The organism is Blautia sp. MSK17_66 (assembly GCF_020538025.1).
In the GTDB taxonomy this organism is placed as follows: Bacteria; Bacillota; Clostridia; order Lachnospirales; family Lachnospiraceae; genus Blautia_A.
On sequence record NZ_JAJBNQ010000006.1, the window covers coordinates 106,874 to 127,618 of the forward strand.

A 20,745-nucleotide genomic window follows, 5' to 3' on the forward strand; every position below is an offset into this window, starting at 1 on the left:
TTATGCTGCTAGGATAATCTTCTTTTTCCGGCTTGCATAAGTGATCGCCATTGTAGAATGTTCCATGCCTCGCTGTTTCTGGTATTGCTTTACATCTGCATAATTTGCAAACGAAAGGATCTTACCATTTTCCTCTAACAAGTTCTCTTCGTTATCTTCCATATTTTCACTCCCGCAGGAAGCCAGCGTCCAGTTTACATGGCAGATATAACAGGTCATGCCTGCAAATCCCAGATACTTATGTACATACTCTTCCGCTGCCTCGGCACTCGGAAAATAACGTGCATACTCTAGGGAACGGCAAACGATCCGGTCTTTGTACCATCCGGCAAAATACCGGTTCTTTTTCAGTTCAAGTACATACCCTGTCAGATAAATCTTCTGTAAAGCATTTTCTTCCTCGTCCATCATATCAAGAAACTGTTCCGCATAGATTTTTTTCCATTTCAATGTGTTCTTCTTTATTCTTTTACGCAGCATTATCTTTTTCCTCCTCAGTTTCCACAATGAGTTTTTCTATCATTCTGTACAAATTCCGGAAATTTCCAGCCTGTCTGCGGCGTGTCATGCAATCCTGTTCAAATGACTGGATCACAGCAGAAGTTCTTGCAAACAGTGTGAAGATTTCCTCATCTTTCAGCTGTATGGTAACCTCTTTTTCTTTCCGGTAGCTGTCTTTTTTACAATACTGCCCGCCATTGGCATTATGCATCGCTACACCGGTGCCATTCTGTATCCTGACAACCCACGGATAATTTAAAACTTCTCCTTTGTTGTTGCGAACCTTCCTCTGTATGGAAAATACTGTAACTCTTCCCATGTTGGAATTTTTATCCTCGCAAAAGATCTTTTGCTGGAAGAATTTAAATTCCTGCACATTATTCCATATACGGGAATACAGGTATTTTATGATTTCCGGGCTCAGATTTGCATAAACGCTGATGCTGTCTTCTTTGCTGTAGTCAACCATGACAGCGCGGATCCTGGAATAATCGCTGGCAAAGTCTTCGTGAAAATGCCAGAAATCCTTTGGCTCTGCCATCCGCAAAAAGCTATTAAATTCCAGTAACGTATTCTGTGTCTTATGAACACAGATCTGTTTTGATACATCCGTATTCTGTTCTTTTTCTTTCCTGTTTTTCCTGTTCATCCTTACCTCCTGATAAAACGCAGCAATTTCTTTGTCAGAAGAGCTGGAAGCTGTTCAAGATCCGTAATATCCAGAAAAGATTCCTCATAAATTTCCTGAATTGCTTCCTTGTCGCTTCCGATTGCAGCCGCCTGAAAGAATACTCCCTGCTGCAGCAGCTTTTTCCGAATCTTCTGAAGGTCCCTTTTTGCCCCTGTGCCTCCATACTGGTTTGCATTAGGTGCACCATCACTGATCACAAACAGCAGTTTCTGCTTTTCCGGTCGTTCTAAAAGCCGGCTGCCAGCATACCACAATGCAGTTCCATCCCGGTTGCTTCCATAAGGCTGCATACCAGCGATCCGGAACCGATCCTTTTCATCCGTTTCAAAATCTGCGCAGCAATGCAGATACACCGTTTCGTCTTTCAGGTTCTCATGCCGGTATCCATCTGTATGATGTCCGCACACCAAAACCGGTATTTCTGCTTCCATACAAAAATCATACAGGCAAAGTGCTGCAAGAATGGCATGATCCATCCGTTCCCCACACATGGAAAAAGAATTATCGACCAGCACAGCCACACAGATATCCATCTTTTTTCCTGGCTGTTGTTTCTTAAATACTGCCCCAGACGGTGCAGCTATGTTTCGAAGATCTACCCGACGTCCAAGAAAAAGCTTATGTTCCGTGCGTTCTTTCTGATTTTTCAATATAGGAAGCAGTTTCAGGCGAAGTCTCTTTTTTACCTGTTCAAGCTGCCCCTCATACTTTTCTGTCAGTAATTTTAAAAAATCTGATATCTCGGTCTTACGGCAAAGTTTTTTCTGTACCAGGTCATGGCCTTCTTCAAACGGTATCTCCATCAATTCCTTTTGAAGATGTTCGAAAATTTCTTTCTGTATCTTTTCATCAAGCGTCTCTTTCGCCATTTCATAAAGGATTTTTTGTAAGGCATTATCACTGGATGCTTCCGTTTCTGAGGCAGGGATGCCACATTCATTCTGTTTGTCTTCGAAGCCACCAGACTCCCTGACACATTTCGGAAGATTTTCACACAGCTGCTGCAGAAATTTCTGAAGCTCTGCAGTGCGCCCGTTTTCAGGGTCTTCCGTTTCCTGATCCTTTCCGTTTCTTTCTGTTTTGTCTTCTGTTTCCGACTCCTGTTCCGTATCCTCTTTTCTGATCTTATCTTCATTTTGCTCAGTCTGTGACCCTGTGTTACCCTGCTTTTCTTCCTCCGGTTCTTCTTCGGATTCATTCGGGTTTTCCTCTTGCCCTTCACGCTCTTCCTGTTCTGGCTTTTGCTCTTCATTTTCTGTACTGTTCTTCTCTATTTCATCTATGATTTCCGCAAAATATTTCCAGATCATCAGAAGGATATGGTTGGTGGCAAGATATCTCTCCATGTCATCTGCTGCCTTTCCCGCTTCATCAATGACCGGCATAAGCAGTTTTAGTGTATCAATAAGCTCGTAATCCGCACCATCCCAGGCATTGACCCTTGAAGACAAGGCATACTGTGCACACAGGTTCATAAGAATAGATAACCTGTCTTTCTCCGTTTCCAGCATTTCCCTAAGTGTTGGAAGCCATTCCACATTTCGGTCACGATTCATAAGGATTCCCCTGCGGATGCTTCCCGGAAAAAGGGCGCACATCTTCTCTTCTATGTACATATCATTCAAAAGATTGCTGAGATAAGATGCTGTCTGCAGAAAGATAGAAAGGATTGCTTTATCTTTTCTTTCAAAGTAGACATTCATCGCATCCAATGCCTCTTTTTCCTGTGCATTTTCCGGTACTGGCTCCTTTGGATACCAGCTACCATTTAACATATGCTCGGCATACCTTTTTCTAAGTGCAGAATCCGTATACCGGTAATGTCCGCATTCATGTCCCAGAATCCCGATCAGGCTGTCACTTTTTAATTCCAGTGTCAGAAAACTTGACGTAATCTGGTTTCCAAGATTTACGGCAACTGTTTCTCCCTGATTCCATCCTGCAATCCCCGAATTTTTATCATCGTATAACCGTAATGTAGTCAACTTTCCACCCGTGATTTCATGCCCGATCGAGGTCAAAAGATCACGATACTGCGGCGTATGAAATACTTTTTCCGGTGTCAGTTTTTCTTTCTCTGCACATATCCGTTTCCGGTATAAAGCCTTTTTCATTCGTTTCCTCCATCCGTTTTTAATCCACATCACAATGAGGAAGAAGAAAGATGCGTTCCATAGTTCCCTGTTCTTCCCTGTCCATGGATGCTTTGCTGAGCAGTGCTGTCCATGCTGACCTCCTGAGATCATTGGAAACCATGTAACTTAACACCCAGTTTTCCAATTCCCGGTATCCGCATACGCCATCCGTAATGTCCTGTTCAATCAAATATTCATGGATCTTGCAGACCGTGGCAGCCATAAAGGACAGAAGTTCTTTGTTTTTAAACCCGGTTCTTTTCATTGCCCTTTTTGCCATTTCCTCTTCTGTCAGGGCTTCCTTTGGCTGAATCAGGTTCATTCGGGAAAGAACTGACTGGTTGAAGTTCTGACAGCCAACATAATCCAGATTAGTGGTCATGATCACAATCGTATCCGGATTTCTCCGTATCTGTTCTCCATTTACCAGATCGGTTACAGCTCCATCGTCAAACAGGGAGTTTAATCTCGTAAGTGTCCCAGGTTTTTCAATCATGGCCGGCTCCTGAATTTCAATCACAGATGGTTCCCTGCATGCCTTTACGATTTCTGACTCTTTTAATAGGAAGTCTTTTTCATTTTTCGACTTTTCATAGCCTTTTTCATAAACTGCTTTCAGGATCTCCTGAAAAGCTTTTTCCCGGCTGATCCCCTCTTCATAAATGCCATTTACCGTTGCAAGAGCTGAAGCCGGATCCATTTCAATGTCTTCCAGACGTGGCAATTCCATTTCCAGATGCGCTGTTCCTCCCATATTTGGTACGGTGGTCGCTAAAAGTTCCAGTTCATCCGTTCCGGGTCCACAGGTGAACACATAATATGGAAGCCCTAAGATCTGGGCGATCATTCTGGCATCCGTTGTCTTTCCAGTACCGGCATCGCCTGTCATCATAAACAGCCTTGCCGGTGTCTTATCCACCATCTGCAGGATTTCTTCAGCTTCCTTACTTACCAGATAGTCTTCTGGAAGCGAAGGGATCCTTTCTTTTGTCCTTTCATTTACATCCCATCTGCCAGAGTAGATCTGTTTTAATTCAAAAAGTGTTCTTTTTGTCTTCTCATTTACAGGCAAAAGCACATGAAACTTTCCATAGATTTCATCGTTTGGTGCATATACCCCGGCCGCAATTTTATATTCCGGAAGCACATCCTCCAGTTCCTCTGCACGGAACTGGCTCTTTTCCAGCGGGACCGCCTGCTGCGGATTTGCTATTACTTCGCAGTACATGGCATCGCAACAGATAAATGCCGCCCTCAGTGCAGCTTCCATGTCTTCCCATTCCTTTTTTTCCTGTTCTTCCAGTATGTAGAAATTTTTTTGGAACTCTTCGTTAAATAAAGGATTATCCGGGACCAGATTGGCATAAGCCAAAAGGGCCAGGTACTGCTCGCCTGTGTTTTTGCCCTCCCGGATTCCCGGAAGCTTCTCGTTTTTTTCTTCTGTCTTTAAAATCCCACTGAAACGTCCGTTTTTCGAATTATAAGTCATTACATACTTTCCCTGATTTCCAGGATATTCCATGCAGAAATAATTTATGGCATCCCTGCCCCTTTGTATACCGGCAGCACCAGAGTCTTTTTCTTTCCGGATCTGAATCAGTGTCAGAAGAGCATGTAACGTAGGCCCATGAAGGCGGGAGACTTTTCCCTGCTTCCTGATATTTCGCATGGAACAATCCGCTTCATCATAGCTGATCCGTTTTTTCCCTGCTTTTTCCAACATCATCCGAAATGGGTCCGGAATGGGTTCTTTCATAATCCATGGTGCATAAAAACAAAGATCTGGCATTTTGTTCCCTCCTCTTTCATTATGTAATTTTCTGCATACGAAGGAAAGAAACAGGCAGAGCATTGGATTTTTCCAACGTCTGCCTGTCATTCATTCTTTATGCGCTCTTTTCCTGTTCCAGGATTGCTTCATATATTTTTCGGATACGGTACCCAAACATGGTGTTTCGCCGGCTGATGTAATCCGTCCGGATAGCCTGTGCGATTGCACGTTTGCTTCCCACAATTATAAACCTTTCTCTGGCTCTTGTTACTGCTGTATAGAAAATGTTTCTGCGAAGCATCCACCGGAAACATGGAAGCATTGGAAGGATTGCCATCGGATATTCACTGCCCTGAGCCTTATGTACCGTAATCGCATATGCCAGTGTCAGCGGCCAATAGTCTTCCTCCTGATATTCCATGACCCGGCCATCCCCAAAATCTACACGCATGACCATTTTTTGATCTTTCCGAAAAATCCCTATGACTTCTCCAATGTCGCCATTTGCTACTTCATCGTTGTTTTTTGTCTGCATGACCCGGTCACCTTCCCGGTAAGTATTCCTGCCATTTGTGATTTCCGGATAACCGAAACGCTTTGGATTCGCAATATCACGCAATACCAGATTCAATGCATCCGTACCTGCTTCCGTATCTTTTCGAAGCGGTGACATCACCTGCACTTCTTCCAGAGAACCGTTTCTCTGCAGTACTTCTTTTCGATAGATTTTCTGTATCTTTCGCGAAGCCTCCTCCGGTGTGGAAGCCGGAATAAACTGAAAGGTATCATCAAACACCAGATCCAGCTGATTCTTATTGATCTTAATGGCATTCTGGCTGATGGTGGAATTCCCTTCCTGTCGGAAACATTCATCTAAGACAGTTACCGGAAATACGCCGGAATCAATGATCTCCTGAAATACTTTTCCAGGCCCTACGGATTCGATCTGATCTTTATCACCCACCAGGACCAGTCTGGCACCGGATTTAATACTGGAAAACAGTTTATCCGCCAGATACATATCGACCATGCTGAACTCATCTGCTATGATCAGGTCATCTGGAATTGGCTGCTCGTTCTTCCATTCTTCCTCTCCAGCTTCTCCAGTAAGCCCTATGGATTTATGGATCGTCAGAGCTGGATACTCTGTACATTCCCGCATTCGCCTTCTGGCGATGCCTGTAGGTGCACATAAAAGGATCACCGCATTTTTATCCAATGCTTCCTGTACAGCAATGATGAAACGGATCACCGTAGTCTTTCCTCTGCCGGGTCCTCCTGTAATGATGGATACCGGGTTTTCAAAGACATTTTTTACTGCCACCTGCTGTTTCGCATTCAAAATAATATCCTGTTCTTTCTGGATCTTTCTTAAAATACGGTCAACATTTACAGCCATTCCCGTCTGCATATGGAGTCTGACTAATGCGGCAGCAGCTCCCAGTTCGGCCTGGAAGCTTTTGCGTGTATAAAACCCTCCATCGTGGCAGACCAGGCTTCCATCTGTATGGATCATATCATTGCCTGTATCCCGGATTGCCCGTTCAGAGACCGGTGAAACATCTTTGTTGTGATTTAAAAGTTTTTCGACACGTTCTATAATGTCCTCTCTTTTTAAATACAAATGTCCTTCGCCTTCTGCTTCTGACATAATATGCAAAATAGCAGCCTTAATGCGAAGGGGAGCATCTGCACGGAAATGTTTTGCCTTTACTGCAATCTGGTCAACAGTCAGAAATCCAAATCCATGAACCTCACAGAGCCGGAAAGGCTCCTCCTTCACGATCATAACTGCAGCAGGGCCAAATTTCTCCTGTATTTTTGAAACTTTTGCAGGAGTCACCCCAAAAGGGGACAAATACATCATCAGTTCCCGGATGGAACTGCTTTTTTGATATCCTTCCAGAATATCATCTAAGCGTTTCTGCGTAATTCCTTTTACCTGAAGAAGTTTCTCCGGGCTGTCATTAAAAACATTCAGTGTGTCTTCCCCAAACGTTTCTACGATGCGGGCTGCCATTGCCGGTCCGATCCCTTTGATCAGGGATGACGACAAATAAGTCCGAATACCTTCTTTTGTGGTTGGCATGGTTACTGAAAAATTGCTCACACTATACTGCATTCCATATTTTGTGGGTTTCCAGTCTCCCGTCAGTTCCACATCCAGGCCTTCGTTTGTCGGAAGTTCGGTTCCAAATGCCTGAAATATTCCATAATTTCCATTCTTTTGTTTTTTTACTTCCTCCGGTAAATCTTCATTGGTCATGTAGGAAGCTACCGTATATCCACTTCCTGCATTATAATAGATCTGCCGGATGGCTTTACAGCAAATGCTCATGTTCCAGCTCCTCTCTACCATGAGATCCAGAGATAATTATTGCATCCCATACTGGTGATGAAACCATCCTTCTTTAGTTTTTCCCGGATCACCTCTGTCTGTCCAAAAGGATATCCTTTTAAAATTCCAACCCTTCGATATTTCCTTTTTCCAATGGAAATACTGCAGATTCCTTCCCTGTTTACTGAAAAACAGTTTCGATTTTCAGATTCCAGAGTTTTCCTAATCGCCTGGATCCGCTCAAAGCCTTCATTTTCGTACCATATGGCAACCTGTGCCCTGCATCTTGCCTGCTTCTCCTGATTATCGAAATTTACCGTTTCCGATCCCTTCTCATGATTTTTCGGTAAATCCTCGGTCTTTTCAGCATCTGCATGTACTTTACGGGCATCTGCATGGTTCTTTTGCTGTTTGTTGTCATCATCATTCTCATTCGTTTCCTCCTTGTCCTTTTTCATAATAAATTTTTCATAGAAAAACAGTCCTGCTGCAACCGGAATGACCAGTGAAAGGGACTGTATGATCACTGCCAGAAATACCGGCCATAAAAATGGTGATACTAACAGACCAAAAATTCCAGTTATCACGCACAGCTGTTTATGTGCAGACAACCATTTGTTCATTTTCTCCATCATAAGCATTTCCTCCTATGATTTGCTCAGTCAAAATCCAGTTTTTCATCATCTGTTTCCATGTACCGGTCATCAATATCCTGACTACGCTCCCGGCTTCTTGCCGAAGTTCCTCTGGATCTTGTCCCGCCAGAATTTGATCTCCGTCTGTCATCCGATGCATCTGTCCTGGTATTGCTTCTGTATCTTCCACCTTCACGTTCCCTGTCATAGTCACGGTCATCCATTTCTGCTGCTCTTTCACTTCTGGTGCTTCTGGAAGCTGAACGCTGGTTTTCCGCACGGTCAGAACGGTTTCGATTAGAAGATGCCCTCGTTTCTCTTTCCGGTTCTTCCCGCTCGTCATTTCCAGATTCTAAAGCTTTCTTACTTTCTGCAAAAGAAATCTCTTCTATCATAAGCCGCATGCCGTAGACATTTTCACCAGCCCGATTCTTGTAGTTGTCATTCTGCATACGACCTTCTACCAGAATCTTGATACCCTTAAACAAATATTTTTCCGCGAACTCTGCTTTTCTGCCAAAAGCCGTACAGCTGAAGAAATCTGCTTCCGGATCTCCTCTTCGTACAAATTTCCGGTTTACCGCCAAGCGAAAGTTTGCGATGGCAAGTTCTCCATTCTCTGTCTGTGTGTAGCGTAAATCAGGCTCATTTACTACTCGTCCCATCATGATTGATTTGTTCATAATTGTCCTCCCATAACCTTATAAAGTTTTCCAGTTTCATTCCAGATGTTCCCGCATACATTTGACTAATGCTCCCATACCATTTTTTCGGATCTCGCGGGCAGCAGAGTCAGCCGTACATAAATTTTTTGCCATCTCCAGTGATTCTTCTCCCGGATGTGTTGCAAACAATACCGGTATCAGATAAAACAGAGATTTTTTGACCAGCATATCATATGCCATCTTAAAAGATTCAGGCGAAGTTTCCTTTCCATCTGGATTACATACAATCTGCCATACTCCTGGATATTCGATAATCCATTCAAGAAGGTGCACGACCTCCTTTTCCATCTTTTTTCGTTTCATAACGCCCTCCTTGCATTCTGAGTTTCCTTGTGTTTTTTTGTGATCCTCCTTTCCTTATTTGCTGATCTGTACTTGTTGTCTGCCATATTTTTGCAACAAAAAAAGGCCATTTAGAAATTTTCATTCTAAATGACCTTATTTATTACAAAGGCAGGAGGCTTTTGGCTCCTTAATGTTTTACTTCCGGTCAGATCCGGAACCAGCGTTTCTTATCTGTGTTTACAGATACAAATACAAATCTCACAATCATATTAACACAAGATATTGTTGGCGTCAATCGCACTTTTTCTATATTTTGTATTTGGATCATTCAAAGATTTACGATATCTATTCATCAAAAACACCTTTCGTATTCTATAAGATGAGTCAACGTTTCTTCTTATATAGAACCACTATCACAAAACAAATAAATACCGCTAAATTTCCAAATATAGAAAATATAAGCTCCCATAATGGATGATTAAAATACCCCATTATTATTCCAATGAATACCAACACTTCTGCATAACACTTCCGCTTTCAATAATTCAAAACTGTTTCTGCCATACATTATTCGTTTTATAACTTTGATTTTATTTACACTACCTTCTGCAAGCCGTTATTATACGAATATATGATTCCGTTTTTTACAGCAGTTAAGTCCTTTTTTACACCGTTTATAAATGTTTGAAATTCAGGAATATCATATTTTTGTGCTGTATTGATCCATTCGTCTAATTTTGCAGCATTTTTTGAGAATATAACGTTACAAAAATCTTTGGTTAATGTATACAGCTCACTTAATAAAGGATATTTTTTAATACTTCCTGATACTATTTTACAGTGATTGTTCCTATATCCTCAAGTTTTTTACAAATCAGCTGGCACAAAGCTTTCCTTTGCACATATTCAGAATGCGGCTTCTCCGTTTCCTTCTGTTCATGCATTCATGTTCTTTCTTTTTGTATAAACATTCGTAACGATAATAAGAACCGTCTTGCCTTTTACCAGTCTGGATATTGCGTTTTGAATTTCAGTCGTCCTTTTCCCTTCTACGGACTTTACGACATAGGCCGTAAACAAATTCAGTAATAATCTATTTTTTTCTTTCTGTTCTTTCAATTTTGGGAAACTCTGATCGCTAATTACGTGTTCCATTTTACAGGCATCTGTTTCTGCCTGTCGTGGATCCACGCCAGCTTCTATTAGTTCTTCCGTAAAAAAGCGGTGTCGCTCATAAATTTTTTCAGCTACCACTTTCCCTTGACTCGTCAAGTACAAAAAGTGATTCTCATCTATAGTTAAAAACCCTTCTTTTAAAATATTAACCGCATGGCATACGCTGGGCTTTGATACTTCCATATGTCGAGCGATGTCTACCGAGCGGACGCTTCCAAATTTTTTATAGAGAACCAAAATTGCTTCTAAAAAATCTTCTCCAGATGCATAAAGGTTCATAAGTCCTCCTTTACTGAGCCAGCTTCCAGCCGATGGCCTCCTGTCTGGCCGATACAAAATCGGCATACAGGCCCTTTTGCTGGATCAGCTCCGCATGAGTGCCGCGCTGGACGATATGAGCGTTGTCCAGTACAAGGATCTGATCGGCGTTGCGGACGGTTTTCAGACGGTGGGCAATCATGATGATGGTCTTGTCATGGGTCAATGCCTCGATAGCCCGCTGCAATTCATCCTCATTCTCCGGGTCAACGCTGCTTGTTGCCTCGTCCAAAATGATGATAGGTGCGTCCTTCAGCATGGCGCGGGCGATGGAAATCCGCTGTTTCTCGCCGCCGGACAAAGTACCGCCTCCCTCGCCAATCACGGTGTCATAGCCATCCGGCAGGGCAGAAATAAAGTTATGGCAGCAAGCCTTTTTCGCCGCTTCAACCACTTGTTCATGGGTAGCATCCGGGCAGCCAAACTTGATATTGTTCTCAATCGTATCTGCAAAGAGGTATACGCTCTGGAACACCATCGAGATATTCTTCATCAGGCTGTCCAGCTTGAAATCTCGTACATCCGTACCGCCTATGGTAATCTTCCCGGCATTCACATCCCAAAAACGGGCAATCAGGTTGCACATCGTTGTCTTTCCTGCCCCGGAAGGGCCGACAATGGCCGTAGTCGTTTTTTCGGTAATGGTAAAGCTGACCTGATCTAATATCTTACGGTCTGCGTAGGAAAAATCCACCTTGTTAAACACAATCTCGCTGGACTTCGGCGTAATATCAGCGCCTTTCTCGTCCATTACCGGCGTGTCATCAATGGAGTTTGCCGTATCCATCGAGGCCGCCAGCATTTGCAGCAAAGAGGCCATATTCCCGGCGTTCTCCAAATCGTTGAACACCATGAAAGAAGCAATCACCAAAATCAGACCGTAGGCCAGCGGCAGGGAGCCGTCCAGCCAGAACCAGACCGAGGCCAAAAGCAACAGGACGCTGAACACTCGGACAACAGCCTGTTTGATAGCGTCATAGGGAACGCTGGCCTTTGTCAATTTCAGGTTATCCCGGCAGCTCGCCTTAATTGCACTGCCGATAGACTGCGTGCTGTCCTGTTCCAGTCCAAATGCTTTGACAATCCCCATCCCCTGAATGTACTCCAACACAGACTCCACAAGGGACTCCTGTGTGTGCTGGCGTACCCCGCTGAGCGCGGCAGATTTGCGAAGCGCCAGTTCCGCCGCCGCAAGGTAAATCAGGACACCGGCAGCGGCCACAAGACCGATCCGCCAGTCAAATACCAACAGGACGATGACGAGGGCAACCGAGTTGAAAAAACCGCCCAGCACTGACACCAGGACACGGGCTGCTGAGTTCTCTACATCACCCAAAGTTGTTGTGACAATGGCGGTAATATTCCCGATACTATTCTTGTTGAAGTAGCCCATCGGGATGTAGCGCAGCCGATCTCCGATGTGGATACGCTTTTCCGCCACCATGCAATAGCCGGTTTCCGTCTGCTCCATCGTGGAAAAATAGGTCGTGATGATACGCCCAATGAGGGAAACGGCCATAATTCCCAGCGAAATGCAGATAAACTTTCCGTCCCGGTTGTCAGATACTAACGCGCCGATCACTACAAAGAGGGCGGCAAACTGCATGGCTGAAAACAGCCCGGACAGGAATGAAAATAACAGGGATTTTTTTAGAAGCCCCTTTTTGCTGCCTGCAAAAGCAAAGATTTTTTTCAATGTTCCATACATCTGACAACACCCCCTTACATCTGGTCTTTCGCGCCGATGTGCGCCTGCCATATATCCCGGTAGAGGGGGCAGGTTTCCAGCAGCTTCTCATGCGTACCCTGTGCGTGGATGGTTCCATCCTTCACCACAACGATGTTATCTGCGCCAACAATGGTAGACAGCCGGTGTGCGATCACAATCAGGGTCTTGCCGACAGTTAAAGTGGAAATGGCTTTCTGCACCAGCGCCTCATTCTCTGGGTCGATATAGGCAGTTGCCTCGTCCAAAATGACAACCGGCGCATTTTTCAGCATGGCGCGGGCGATGGCAATCCGCTGGCGTTCACCGCCGGAAAGATGGGAACCGGCGCTGCCGACAACCGTATCATAGCCGTTGTCCAGCTTGCGGATAAAGGCGTCGCAGCCGCTTTGTTTGGCTGCCTGCTCCACCTCTGCGTCCGTGGCACTGGGTCTTCCCATGCGGATATTCTCCCGGATACTGCGGTTAAACAGGTAGTTGTCCTGAGATACATAGGAAATCTGGTCTGCAATTTCAGACAGCGGCATATCCTTCAGCTCATGGCCGCCGAGGGTAATGCTGCCGGATGTAACATCCCAATACCCGGCAATCAGCTTCGCCACCGTAGACTTGCCGGAGCCGGACGGCCCTACAAGGGCGGTCATGGTTCCGGGGTGGATGGCGAGATTCACATCATGCAAAACCTCTGTTGTCCCGTCATAGGAAAACGACACAGACCTAAGAGAAATTCCGGTATTTTCCAGCTTGATTGGCGTTTCTTTATGGTTCAGTTCTTCGGCGTTCAGAAGCTGGCTGATTTCTTCCACATTTGTCCCCAGTACAGCCAAATCGTCCGTAAAGGTAAAGGCCGCAATAATCGGCCCAACAAGGCCCAGAGAGAAAATCACAATGGACAGGAAGGTGGAAAGTTCCAGGCTTCCGGAGAGCCAGAACGAAAAGCCGCAGGGCAGTACGCAGATCAGCACCGAGGGCAGGATGGCGTTATAGGCGCTCATGGTTTTCTGATTTTCCCGCATCCAGTCCACATAGTAGTTGGCGTTGTAATTCACCGCGTCAGAATATTTTTTGTAGGAACCGGCGGATTGGCTGAACGCTTTCACCACCTCAATGCCTCCGATATATTCCACAATGGCGTCTGTCATCTGCTTGCCTGCCTTGACAGCACCCTCCCACTTGACGGGATAGTTTTTCATACCGGCGGACATAACCACAAGGCCCACCACGAGAGTGACAAGGGACAAAAGCGCCATACGCCAGTCCAGAATAAGCAGGTACACGACAATCACAATAGGAACCAGCACATTTGCGGTCATTTCCGGGATCAGGTGTGCAAAGGTCGGCTCCATTCCCTCCACCCGGTCAACAATCGTCGTTTTGTACTGGCCGGACGGAGTATCTAAAATCGTCCCCATCGGGACGCGAGCCAACTTTGCGGTGATATTCTCCCGCAGATCACGCAGCGTGTAATAGGTCGCTGTGTGGGAAATGACTGTTGAAAGATTGGCGAAAACAACCTTTCCCAAATAACCGCACAATGCAACGATACAGGCCGTCATATAACTGGAAAAATCCTGCTCTCCCGACAGCATCAGTGTGACAATATGCGCCACGCAGAAATAGGGCACCATCTGGCAGGCCACGCCTAATACCGCAAGGATAATACTGCCGATGAATTTCCCGTGATAGGGCTTGCCCCATCCCCATAAGACGCCTATGGGCGACTCTTTCTTTTCTTCCTTCATTTTGTAGGCACCCCCTTTATAAAATAGTTTCGGATTTTTTCAAGACCGGCCTCATCCATTTGAAATTTGTCGATGATGGAACCGTCCTCAAAATGGACAATATCCGTACAACAATCTAAAAGCAGCTCAAGATCATGGGTAATGACATACAAGGTAATGCCTGCATCCCTGACTTGTTTCAAGACATTGGCAACCTCTTTCATGTGTTTGTAATCAAGACCGCTGGTCGGTTCGTCAAAAAATAAGATAGAACGCTTGGAGGCGATTGCCGAGGCAATTGCTACCCGCTGCTTTTGGCCGCCGGAAAGGGACATAGGGTGTCTGTCTTTGAAGCCGATTAAATCTAACTCGGCAAGAATTTCCTCAGCCCACTCCTGATTTTCCTCCTCCATACTGATCAGGACTTCATCCAGCACAGTTTCCGTGAAAAGCTGGTGATTGACTTCCTGCATCACCATGTAGCAGGTATTTAGTCTGTCTTTAGGCCGATAAGTTCTGCCGTTCCAGATCACCTCACCGCAGCGCTTTTCAAGGCCGCAGAAACACCGGGAGAAGGTGGACTTTCCAGCTCCATTATTCCCGATGATCCCGACAATACGATTTGCGGGGATTTTACTTTCCCGGATGTGCAGCGTTTCCGGTTCGTTTTTGTAGGCAAAGCAGAAATTGTGAAGTTCCATTTGCTGACCGGCCTGGGGCAATGCTTTCGGCGGCAACAAATCTTCAAGAATAAAGGTACGCAGCCCCAACTTGGCTCTCTGTTGCTCCATCAGGCTCTCAAACTCCGCTGCGGAGTAATCTTTTTCCACCTTTCCGCCGGTAATATAGATAAAACGATCCGCAAGACCGCGCAGATAGTAGAGCCGATGCTCTGACACTATAATTGTTTTCCCCTGCGACTTCCAAAACGCAAGTATTGCTCTCAGATCCAGGATAGAGGAAGCATCCAGGTTGGATGACGGCTCATCCATAACCAGCACATCCGGCTCCATGATGGATACCCCGGCACAGGCAATTTTTTGCTTTTCCCCGCCGGAGAGATGAAAGATATTGCGTCCCATCAATTTCTCCAGGCGGAAATCCCGGATGGTCTTATCTAATCGTTCCCGAATACTTTGCTCCGGCTGGCCGAGATTTTCACATCCGAATGTGATTTCGCTGGTTGTGTCCACATTGAAAAATTGTGAGCGGGGGTTTTGAAACACGCTACCAACCGTTTTCGCGGTATCATAAAGGGGCTGTTCCGAAACCTTTGCCCCATTTACCCACACTTCTCCATTCATTTTTCCTTCATAGTAATGGGGAATCAGACCGTTGATCAGCCTGGTAATTGTCGTTTTTCCACAGCCGCTTTCGCCGCAAAGTACGACGCATTGACCGTCCTCTACGGTCAGATTTATATCATGGACTCCACCAGCGTTCTCGTTTTCTTCTCCATAAGAGAAAGTCACATGGTCAATCCGTATCATAGGTTCACCCCCTCCCGTCAAAAAGAAATCTGCTGCTGAAACAAAAACAAGGCAAAACAGATAACGCAAAACAGAATCGCAATCAAATCTTGAACATGGAAACCGATCTGGCACACGTTTGTACGTTTAACGGTGGCTCCAAGCCCCCGTGTCAACGCAGCAGCAGAAAGTTCATCGCCAATCTTCACAACGGATACCATCAATGGAACAAGCCTGTATTCTATCATCAGAAAAGGATTTTTTCCGCCAAAATGGATGTTCCGCATTTTCATTGCGTCCCGGATTGCCTGATATTCTTCGCTGATGGTTGGGAAAAAGCGAAAAATGACAGACATTGGAATCACGATTTTTTCCGTGATGTGCATACGCTCCATTGCGCCGATAAACTCACTGACCGAAGTGGATGAGATCAGATAGGCACCTGTCATAATGCCGGGCGCAAACCGCGTCATGATAGATGTCACTGCCAGCACGATGAACGAGAGTAATCCGCTCAAACTCGTAAGGGCAATCCGTTCCAGTATAAAGCAAACCGCATATAGCACCAGATATTTTCCTGCTGTTTTGAAACGGCGTTCCGACAAAATCAGAGCAAAGGGGACAAGGCTTAGACACGGCTTGACGATGTTCATAATTCCTTCGTTACTGGTACTGAACATCAGTGTTGTAATCGTCAGCAGCAGAATGAGCTTTGTCCGGGGATCAAGCAGGATTCCTTTTCTTTTTTCGGTTGTTGCTGAAAATGATAGCCCGTTCATCACGCAATGCCCGCTTTAGCAAAATGCTTTTTCAGAAGCGCCTTACCTAAAAGTCCGCCCAGGATCGCAAAAATGAAGATTCCGGCGATTACCAGAATAATGCTCCACATAGGCATAACAGCCATTACCCTGTCAGCGTATTCCTCACCAAAGCTGGCCGCAAAACTGGCCCAGGAATCCTCAACCATGAAATACATGGGGATATATGTACCAACCATCCAAAGGCTGAACACCGCATACCCGATCAGGCTCTTCTTGGCGCTTTTATAACCGCCGGATTTCAAGATCAGATCTCCCAGCAGCCCAAAAATCACGCCCATCGGTACGCCCCAAAATCCCATGCCAGTCAGCCCCATCAGCAGGCCGCTTAAAATTCCCATAATTGTAACCATGCCGAATTTTTTAACTCTGGTCAGGAACAGCATGAACGGGATGCCGGTAATCAAAGACCACAATGCTCCGAGGATCGGCAAAAAGATAGGTACAAAGCCGACGGGAATGGCGACACAGCAGCCAATCACAAAGTAGAGAACGGTGAACAGACCGAGGTTAATCAGGTCTTTTGCTTGTAACTTGTTACTCATAACGAATACCTCCATTCATTTGCTGGTTAGCGTTTTCTAACCTCTCTATAAGATACCATAGTTAGCAGTAGCTCTCTACAACCAATCATCTTTTTGGCTCCAAACAGCAACGAGTTTTTTTATTGACTGACTTCGCTTACAATTCTATAATATGATTAAAATCAAGGGCAATGAGCCAGACAAATCGACAGGAGTTAAAAATGAAGATTGATGATATTATTAGAAAATGTATTGAAATTCCCGGCGTTTCAATAAAACGTAGCGAGTTCAACGCAGAACTACTTATGAAAACTAAGGAAGGAAAAGGGTCTATGACGTTTTTTCAACTTTTCCCCGGACTTACTATTGCGTATATTTTTATAAATTCTCCGACGTGGGCAGCTCCAAATTTGGGTGAAGATAGTTTCATTAAAAAAGGGCCTTTGCTCCTAAACTATTGCGTGACTGGCCGTTGCGAGATTATCTTGAATAACGGAAACTTTGTATATGTGAAAGATGGAGATATTTCTCTCACGGAGTGTTTTGCCCAAAAGCAATATGTCTATCCTCGCCGTATCTATGAGGGAATGGAGCTTTTTGTTGATACTAATACACTGGCAACAGAGAGTACATGGATACAAAAAGAGTTTGGCATAGACATTCCTAAAATCATTGAACTTTTTTGCCCAAACGATAACACTTATATCTCAGCAGTTACTCCTGAAGTTGAAGAAATATTGATTAAGCTCTGGGAACTTTTTGATATTGTGCCTCCGTTTTCGATTTCTCAAATGAAGATCTATGTTCTGGCTCTATTTTCATTACTACAAAATCTTAACAATATCCCCCCATCGCAAGCCTGCACATTTTTTACTGAAACACAGGTAGATATAGCAAAACGTGTTGAAAAAATTATCACTTCCGATTTGCGGCAACATCATCCTGCATGGGAATTGGCAGCTCAGTTTTCTGTCAGCGAAACCAGCTTAAAAAACTATTTTCGTGGCGTTTTTGGTCAAAATATTTCCATCTATCTACGGGAAGTCCGAATGAAAAAAGCTGCAGAGTTACTGACTTCTACAAGATTGTCCGTTGCAGAAATAGCAGAGTTGGTCGGCTATATGAATCAAAGCAAATTTGCATCAGTTTTCAAAAAACAATTCGGCCTATCGCCATTGGAATACCGGCGGTCAAAGAATTTGGAAAACCGATAAGAACAAAGCCGGGATTTGCCACTTGTCAGCAAAATCCCGGCCTTTCTTATGCCTAAAATCTCATGCAGAAATCAACTCTTGAAAAATTATTTCCTCCGCCTGCGCCTTCAGCGTGTTCATCAACCCCACCCAGCGCATGGGGTCGCGGGCTTTCAGTTCTTCCGTGACACCCGCAGTCTCCATCATGTGAGGCAACATGGTGTCCACGCGCTCCTGCGCTGGCTGCTATGCTGCCTTTGCGCGGTTCTTCTTTTGGTAGCTGACCGATAGTAGAAAAAACACCTTTTTTCATATCCTCAGCCCGGATCAGGGCTTTCTTATCGTCCATTTCCGCTTTTTTCTTCGCCTTGATTTTGTCCTCATACTGTTTCTGTGCGCCGCTGGCTTTCCGCTTCAAATAATTCTGATGAAGCCTGTCCTTGCGTTCTTCTTTTTTCTGCAGTTCTTCCTGTTTCTCCGGGGTTAAAGGAACCGGCTGTAAGGATGGTGGGATATAGCGCCCTAAAAAATTGAAGTAGATTTCAATTTCCTGCGTGGTGTCCTGGCTGCCTTTTCGGGCGCGTTCGTGGACAAGGATTTTCTCTACAAACTCGTTGAGCATGGTGTTTGTCAGAGTGTCAAAATTCTCATACTTATCAATTGGGGCTATAAATTTCTCTGCGGATTTCTGGCTCTGCTCATAGCCGATAACAGCCTTTTCCAGCTCTGCAATTTCAATCTCAAATGCATCCTGCTCTTTGGCATACTGTGCATCAAGCGCCTTATATCGTGCATCCGGCAGCTTGCCGAGGGCGTTGTCCTCATAGATTTTGCAAATCAGTTTTTCCAGTTCTCCGGCTCTCTTTTGGGCAGCAGCCAGACGCCTGCGCTTTTTCGATATATCGGCACTCTGTTGAGCAACCTGCGTCTCCTGAACAGTGTGAATAAATTCCGTCCGGTCATTTTGGGAATATTCAGCGATAGCCCGGAGCGTGTCGGAAACCAATGTCAGGACAGCACTCTCATTGACACGGTGTTGTGTAGGGCATAGTGTCCCACACGGAACTTTGGTATAATTGGAACAGGTATATTGAGAAACCTGCTTTCCATTGTTGGTGCGGTGGACATACATCTTGCCGCCGCAATCGGCACAATAGAACAATCATATTAGTACAAGATATTGTTGGCGTCAATCGCACTTTTGCTATATTTTGTATTTTCGATTTTCAAAGATTTAATCAACTTCTCTTATTACTTACGGAAATGTAATTTTACCATTTTTATTTATACGAATCTTAAATGTACCACCAAACATTTTATTGTTTTTTTTATCTCTACAGTAAAAATATCCAATTGCGGTATCTCATCCCTCTCTTCGATTAAATTATTCTTTTGTCATCTGATTTTAATTTCTATTTTTCCTTCCACTGGGCTATATAAATCCAGAGGATCTTCATCACTTTCATAAACACGTCCTTCGCCTTCTCCGTAAGTATCTTCTATTCCAGTTTCATATTTTTTATATGTTGTTCTGTTTTTTTCTTCTTTATTTACATATAATTCTAATGTCACCGTTTTAGCATCTGGAGAAATTCCTTTATATTTTGTATTATTTCTGCTTTCTTCAAACACAGTCTCTGTGTCTCCATAATTTGTCATTCTATAAAGCCCCTGATTTCCTTTATCGTCGGTTCCTAGTAAATAATAATCTTCATATTCTTTATTATCCAAATTTCCATAAATTGTACTTGCCAAATCGTTTAAGCTCATTTTTGAAATCGTCAGATTTTGATTTGGAGATATCTTTATTTTTTTATTCACATTTACATTTATTGTATTCTTCTCTAATTCTTCCCAATTTGATGAAAATTCAAAAATATAGTCATCCGTATCTTCTGTATCTGCAGTATCCATTTCTGTTGGATCAAATAACCATACTTTCATTTTTATATCTGCTGTATTATCTTTAATAGTTGTATCTTCCAACCTATAATGACAAACCTGACCATCTGTTCCGTTCTCCTTTTTCTCCAGAGCATATGTTCCATCTAACTGTGCCGCTTTTCCATTTATCTCCACTTCTGTTAGTAGAATAGTCTCTTTTTCTTTTGAATCATTTATATTATCAGATATTGCCACCCATAAATTCTCCTTATCAACAGCAATTTCATCTAACGTAATAGAAATTCCATTTTTAGTAATCGTTTTTCCAACACTATCTATATATGATTCTACATTTTCATTAATCCCCAATGCAGTTTGAATCCACGAAGTAATCTGTTCCCAGGCCGCCTTTATCTCATGCGGATGTCCCAAACCTCCTATCAATAATGCTATTACAACTCCTGCTGCTGCAATCTTTGCTAATTTAAATTTCAAATTAACATTTCGCTTTTTCCATGGCAAGGAAGCTTCATAAACAAATTTTTCATCTATTTCTCCCATCAGATCTAAAAAATTGTTTTCTTTTTTCATATGATTTCTTTCACCTCTTCCCATAATTTGTTTCTGCTTCGAAAAAGACTAGATTTAATTTTAGTCTCAGAGCATCCATGTCTTTTTGCAATGTCTTTAATATTATCCATATACCAATATCGCCTGACAAAAATATCCCTGTCCCCTGCTTTTAAATCACTTAAAAATTTTTCTAAAATATTCAAAATTTCCTTTTTCTTTATATCCTCTTCCACATAATCCTTTATTGTATTTTCCAGTTTTT

General features: G+C 43.9%; 17 protein-coding genes and 3 pseudogenes. 1 reads left to right on the plus strand and 19 read right to left on the minus strand.

Annotation, left to right across the window (positions count from 1 at the left end):
- From LIR34_RS04810 to LIR34_RS04875, 15 genes and pseudogenes are all read right to left on the minus strand, one after another.
- Window positions 1–480, minus strand: coding sequence for a hypothetical protein (locus LIR34_RS04810; protein WP_118037276.1), 480 nt, complete (start codon window positions 478–480; stop codon window positions 1–3).
- Window positions 470–1,150, minus strand: coding sequence for a hypothetical protein (locus tag LIR34_RS04815; RefSeq protein ID WP_055056803.1), 681 nt, complete (start codon window positions 1,148–1,150; stop codon window positions 470–472). Before LIR34_RS04815 ends, LIR34_RS04810 begins: the two co-directional genes overlap by 11 nt.
- A 2-nt stretch (window positions 1,151–1,152) precedes the next feature.
- Window positions 1,153–3,306, minus strand: a complete 2,154-nt coding sequence (locus LIR34_RS04820; RefSeq protein ID WP_227190715.1) for a cobaltochelatase CobT-related protein — start codon at window positions 3,304–3,306, stop codon at window positions 1,153–1,155.
- 19 nt (window positions 3,307–3,325) lie between these two features.
- Entirely contained in the window at window positions 3,326–5,116 is a 1,791-nt protein-coding gene (locus LIR34_RS04825) for a hypothetical protein (RefSeq protein ID WP_227190716.1), read from the minus strand.
- A gap of 97 nt (window positions 5,117–5,213) precedes the next feature.
- Complete coding sequence (gene recD2 / locus LIR34_RS04830; RefSeq protein WP_202017276.1) at window positions 5,214–7,436, minus strand: SF1B family DNA helicase RecD2; 2,223 nt, start codon at window positions 7,434–7,436, stop codon at window positions 5,214–5,216.
- A gap of 14 nt (window positions 7,437–7,450) precedes the next feature.
- Complete coding sequence (locus tag LIR34_RS04835) at window positions 7,451–8,071, minus strand: hypothetical protein (protein ID WP_114001652.1); 621 nt, start codon at window positions 8,069–8,071, stop codon at window positions 7,451–7,453.
- Between the two features lie 23 nt (window positions 8,072–8,094).
- Entirely contained in the window at window positions 8,095–8,754 is a 660-nt protein-coding gene (ssb, locus tag LIR34_RS04840; RefSeq protein ID WP_070102282.1) for a single-stranded DNA-binding protein, read from the minus strand.
- A gap of 36 nt (window positions 8,755–8,790) precedes the next feature.
- Window positions 8,791–9,099, minus strand: coding sequence for a hypothetical protein (locus tag LIR34_RS04845; RefSeq protein ID WP_015525087.1), 309 nt, complete (start codon window positions 9,097–9,099; stop codon window positions 8,791–8,793).
- Between the two features lie 576 nt (window positions 9,100–9,675).
- The gene (locus LIR34_RS18105; RefSeq protein WP_110925869.1) at window positions 9,676–9,915 is read right to left on the minus strand and encodes a transposase; all 240 of its coding nucleotides are present in this window, start codon (window positions 9,913–9,915) and stop codon (window positions 9,676–9,678) included.
- A 258-nt stretch (window positions 9,916–10,173) separates the two neighbouring features.
- A pseudogene (locus LIR34_RS04850) lies at window positions 10,174–10,536 on the minus strand (metal-dependent transcriptional regulator); the annotation flags it as partial.
- Window positions 10,537–10,546: 10 nt separating this feature from the next.
- Window positions 10,547–12,283, minus strand: coding sequence for an ABC transporter ATP-binding protein (locus tag LIR34_RS04855; protein ID WP_114001654.1), 1,737 nt, complete (start codon window positions 12,281–12,283; stop codon window positions 10,547–10,549).
- A 14-nt stretch (window positions 12,284–12,297) separates the two neighbouring features.
- Window positions 12,298–14,043 carry an ABC transporter ATP-binding protein gene (locus tag LIR34_RS04860; protein WP_114001655.1) on the minus strand — a complete coding sequence of 582 codons (1,746 nt, stop codon included), beginning with the start codon at window positions 14,041–14,043 and terminating at the stop codon, window positions 12,298–12,300.
- A complete protein-coding gene (locus LIR34_RS04865; RefSeq protein WP_173902144.1) occupies window positions 14,040–15,512 on the minus strand; it encodes an ABC transporter ATP-binding protein in 1,473 nt (490 codons plus the stop codon). Before LIR34_RS04865 ends, LIR34_RS04860 begins: the two co-directional genes overlap by 4 nt.
- Before the next feature lie 17 nt (window positions 15,513–15,529).
- Entirely contained in the window at window positions 15,530–16,270 is a 741-nt protein-coding gene (locus tag LIR34_RS04870) for an energy-coupling factor transporter transmembrane component T (RefSeq protein WP_118037277.1), read from the minus strand.
- A complete protein-coding gene (locus LIR34_RS04875; RefSeq protein ID WP_118037278.1) occupies window positions 16,270–16,854 on the minus strand; it encodes an MptD family putative ECF transporter S component in 585 nt (194 codons plus the stop codon). The genes LIR34_RS04870 and LIR34_RS04875 overlap by 1 nt, the downstream gene beginning before the upstream one ends.
- A 200-nt stretch (window positions 16,855–17,054) precedes the next feature.
- Here LIR34_RS04875 and LIR34_RS04880 point away from each other — a divergent pair, with 200 nt between their 5' ends.
- Window positions 17,055–18,047, plus strand: coding sequence for an AraC family transcriptional regulator (locus LIR34_RS04880; RefSeq protein ID WP_114001657.1), 993 nt, complete (start codon window positions 17,055–17,057; stop codon window positions 18,045–18,047).
- Window positions 18,048–18,107: 60 nt separating this feature from the next.
- On the opposite strand, the pseudogene LIR34_RS04885 reads toward LIR34_RS04880, so the two are convergent.
- The 4 genes and pseudogenes from LIR34_RS04885 to LIR34_RS04900 form a co-directional block, all read right to left on the minus strand.
- Window positions 18,108–18,266 (minus strand): annotated as a pseudogene (locus LIR34_RS04885) (TnpV protein); the annotation flags it as partial.
- Window positions 18,262–19,188, minus strand: a pseudogene (locus tag LIR34_RS04890) (DUF4368 domain-containing protein); the annotation flags it as partial. The pseudogenes LIR34_RS04885 and LIR34_RS04890, both read right to left, overlap by 5 nt.
- Before the next feature lie 233 nt (window positions 19,189–19,421).
- A complete protein-coding gene (locus tag LIR34_RS04895) occupies window positions 19,422–20,525 on the minus strand; it encodes a DUF4179 domain-containing protein (protein ID WP_173902145.1) in 1,104 nt (367 codons plus the stop codon).
- Window positions 20,498–20,745, minus strand: a 248-nt coding sequence (locus LIR34_RS04900) for an RNA polymerase sigma factor (RefSeq protein ID WP_279606851.1), incomplete at its 5' end; no start/stop codon positions are given. The genes LIR34_RS04895 and LIR34_RS04900, both read right to left, overlap by 28 nt.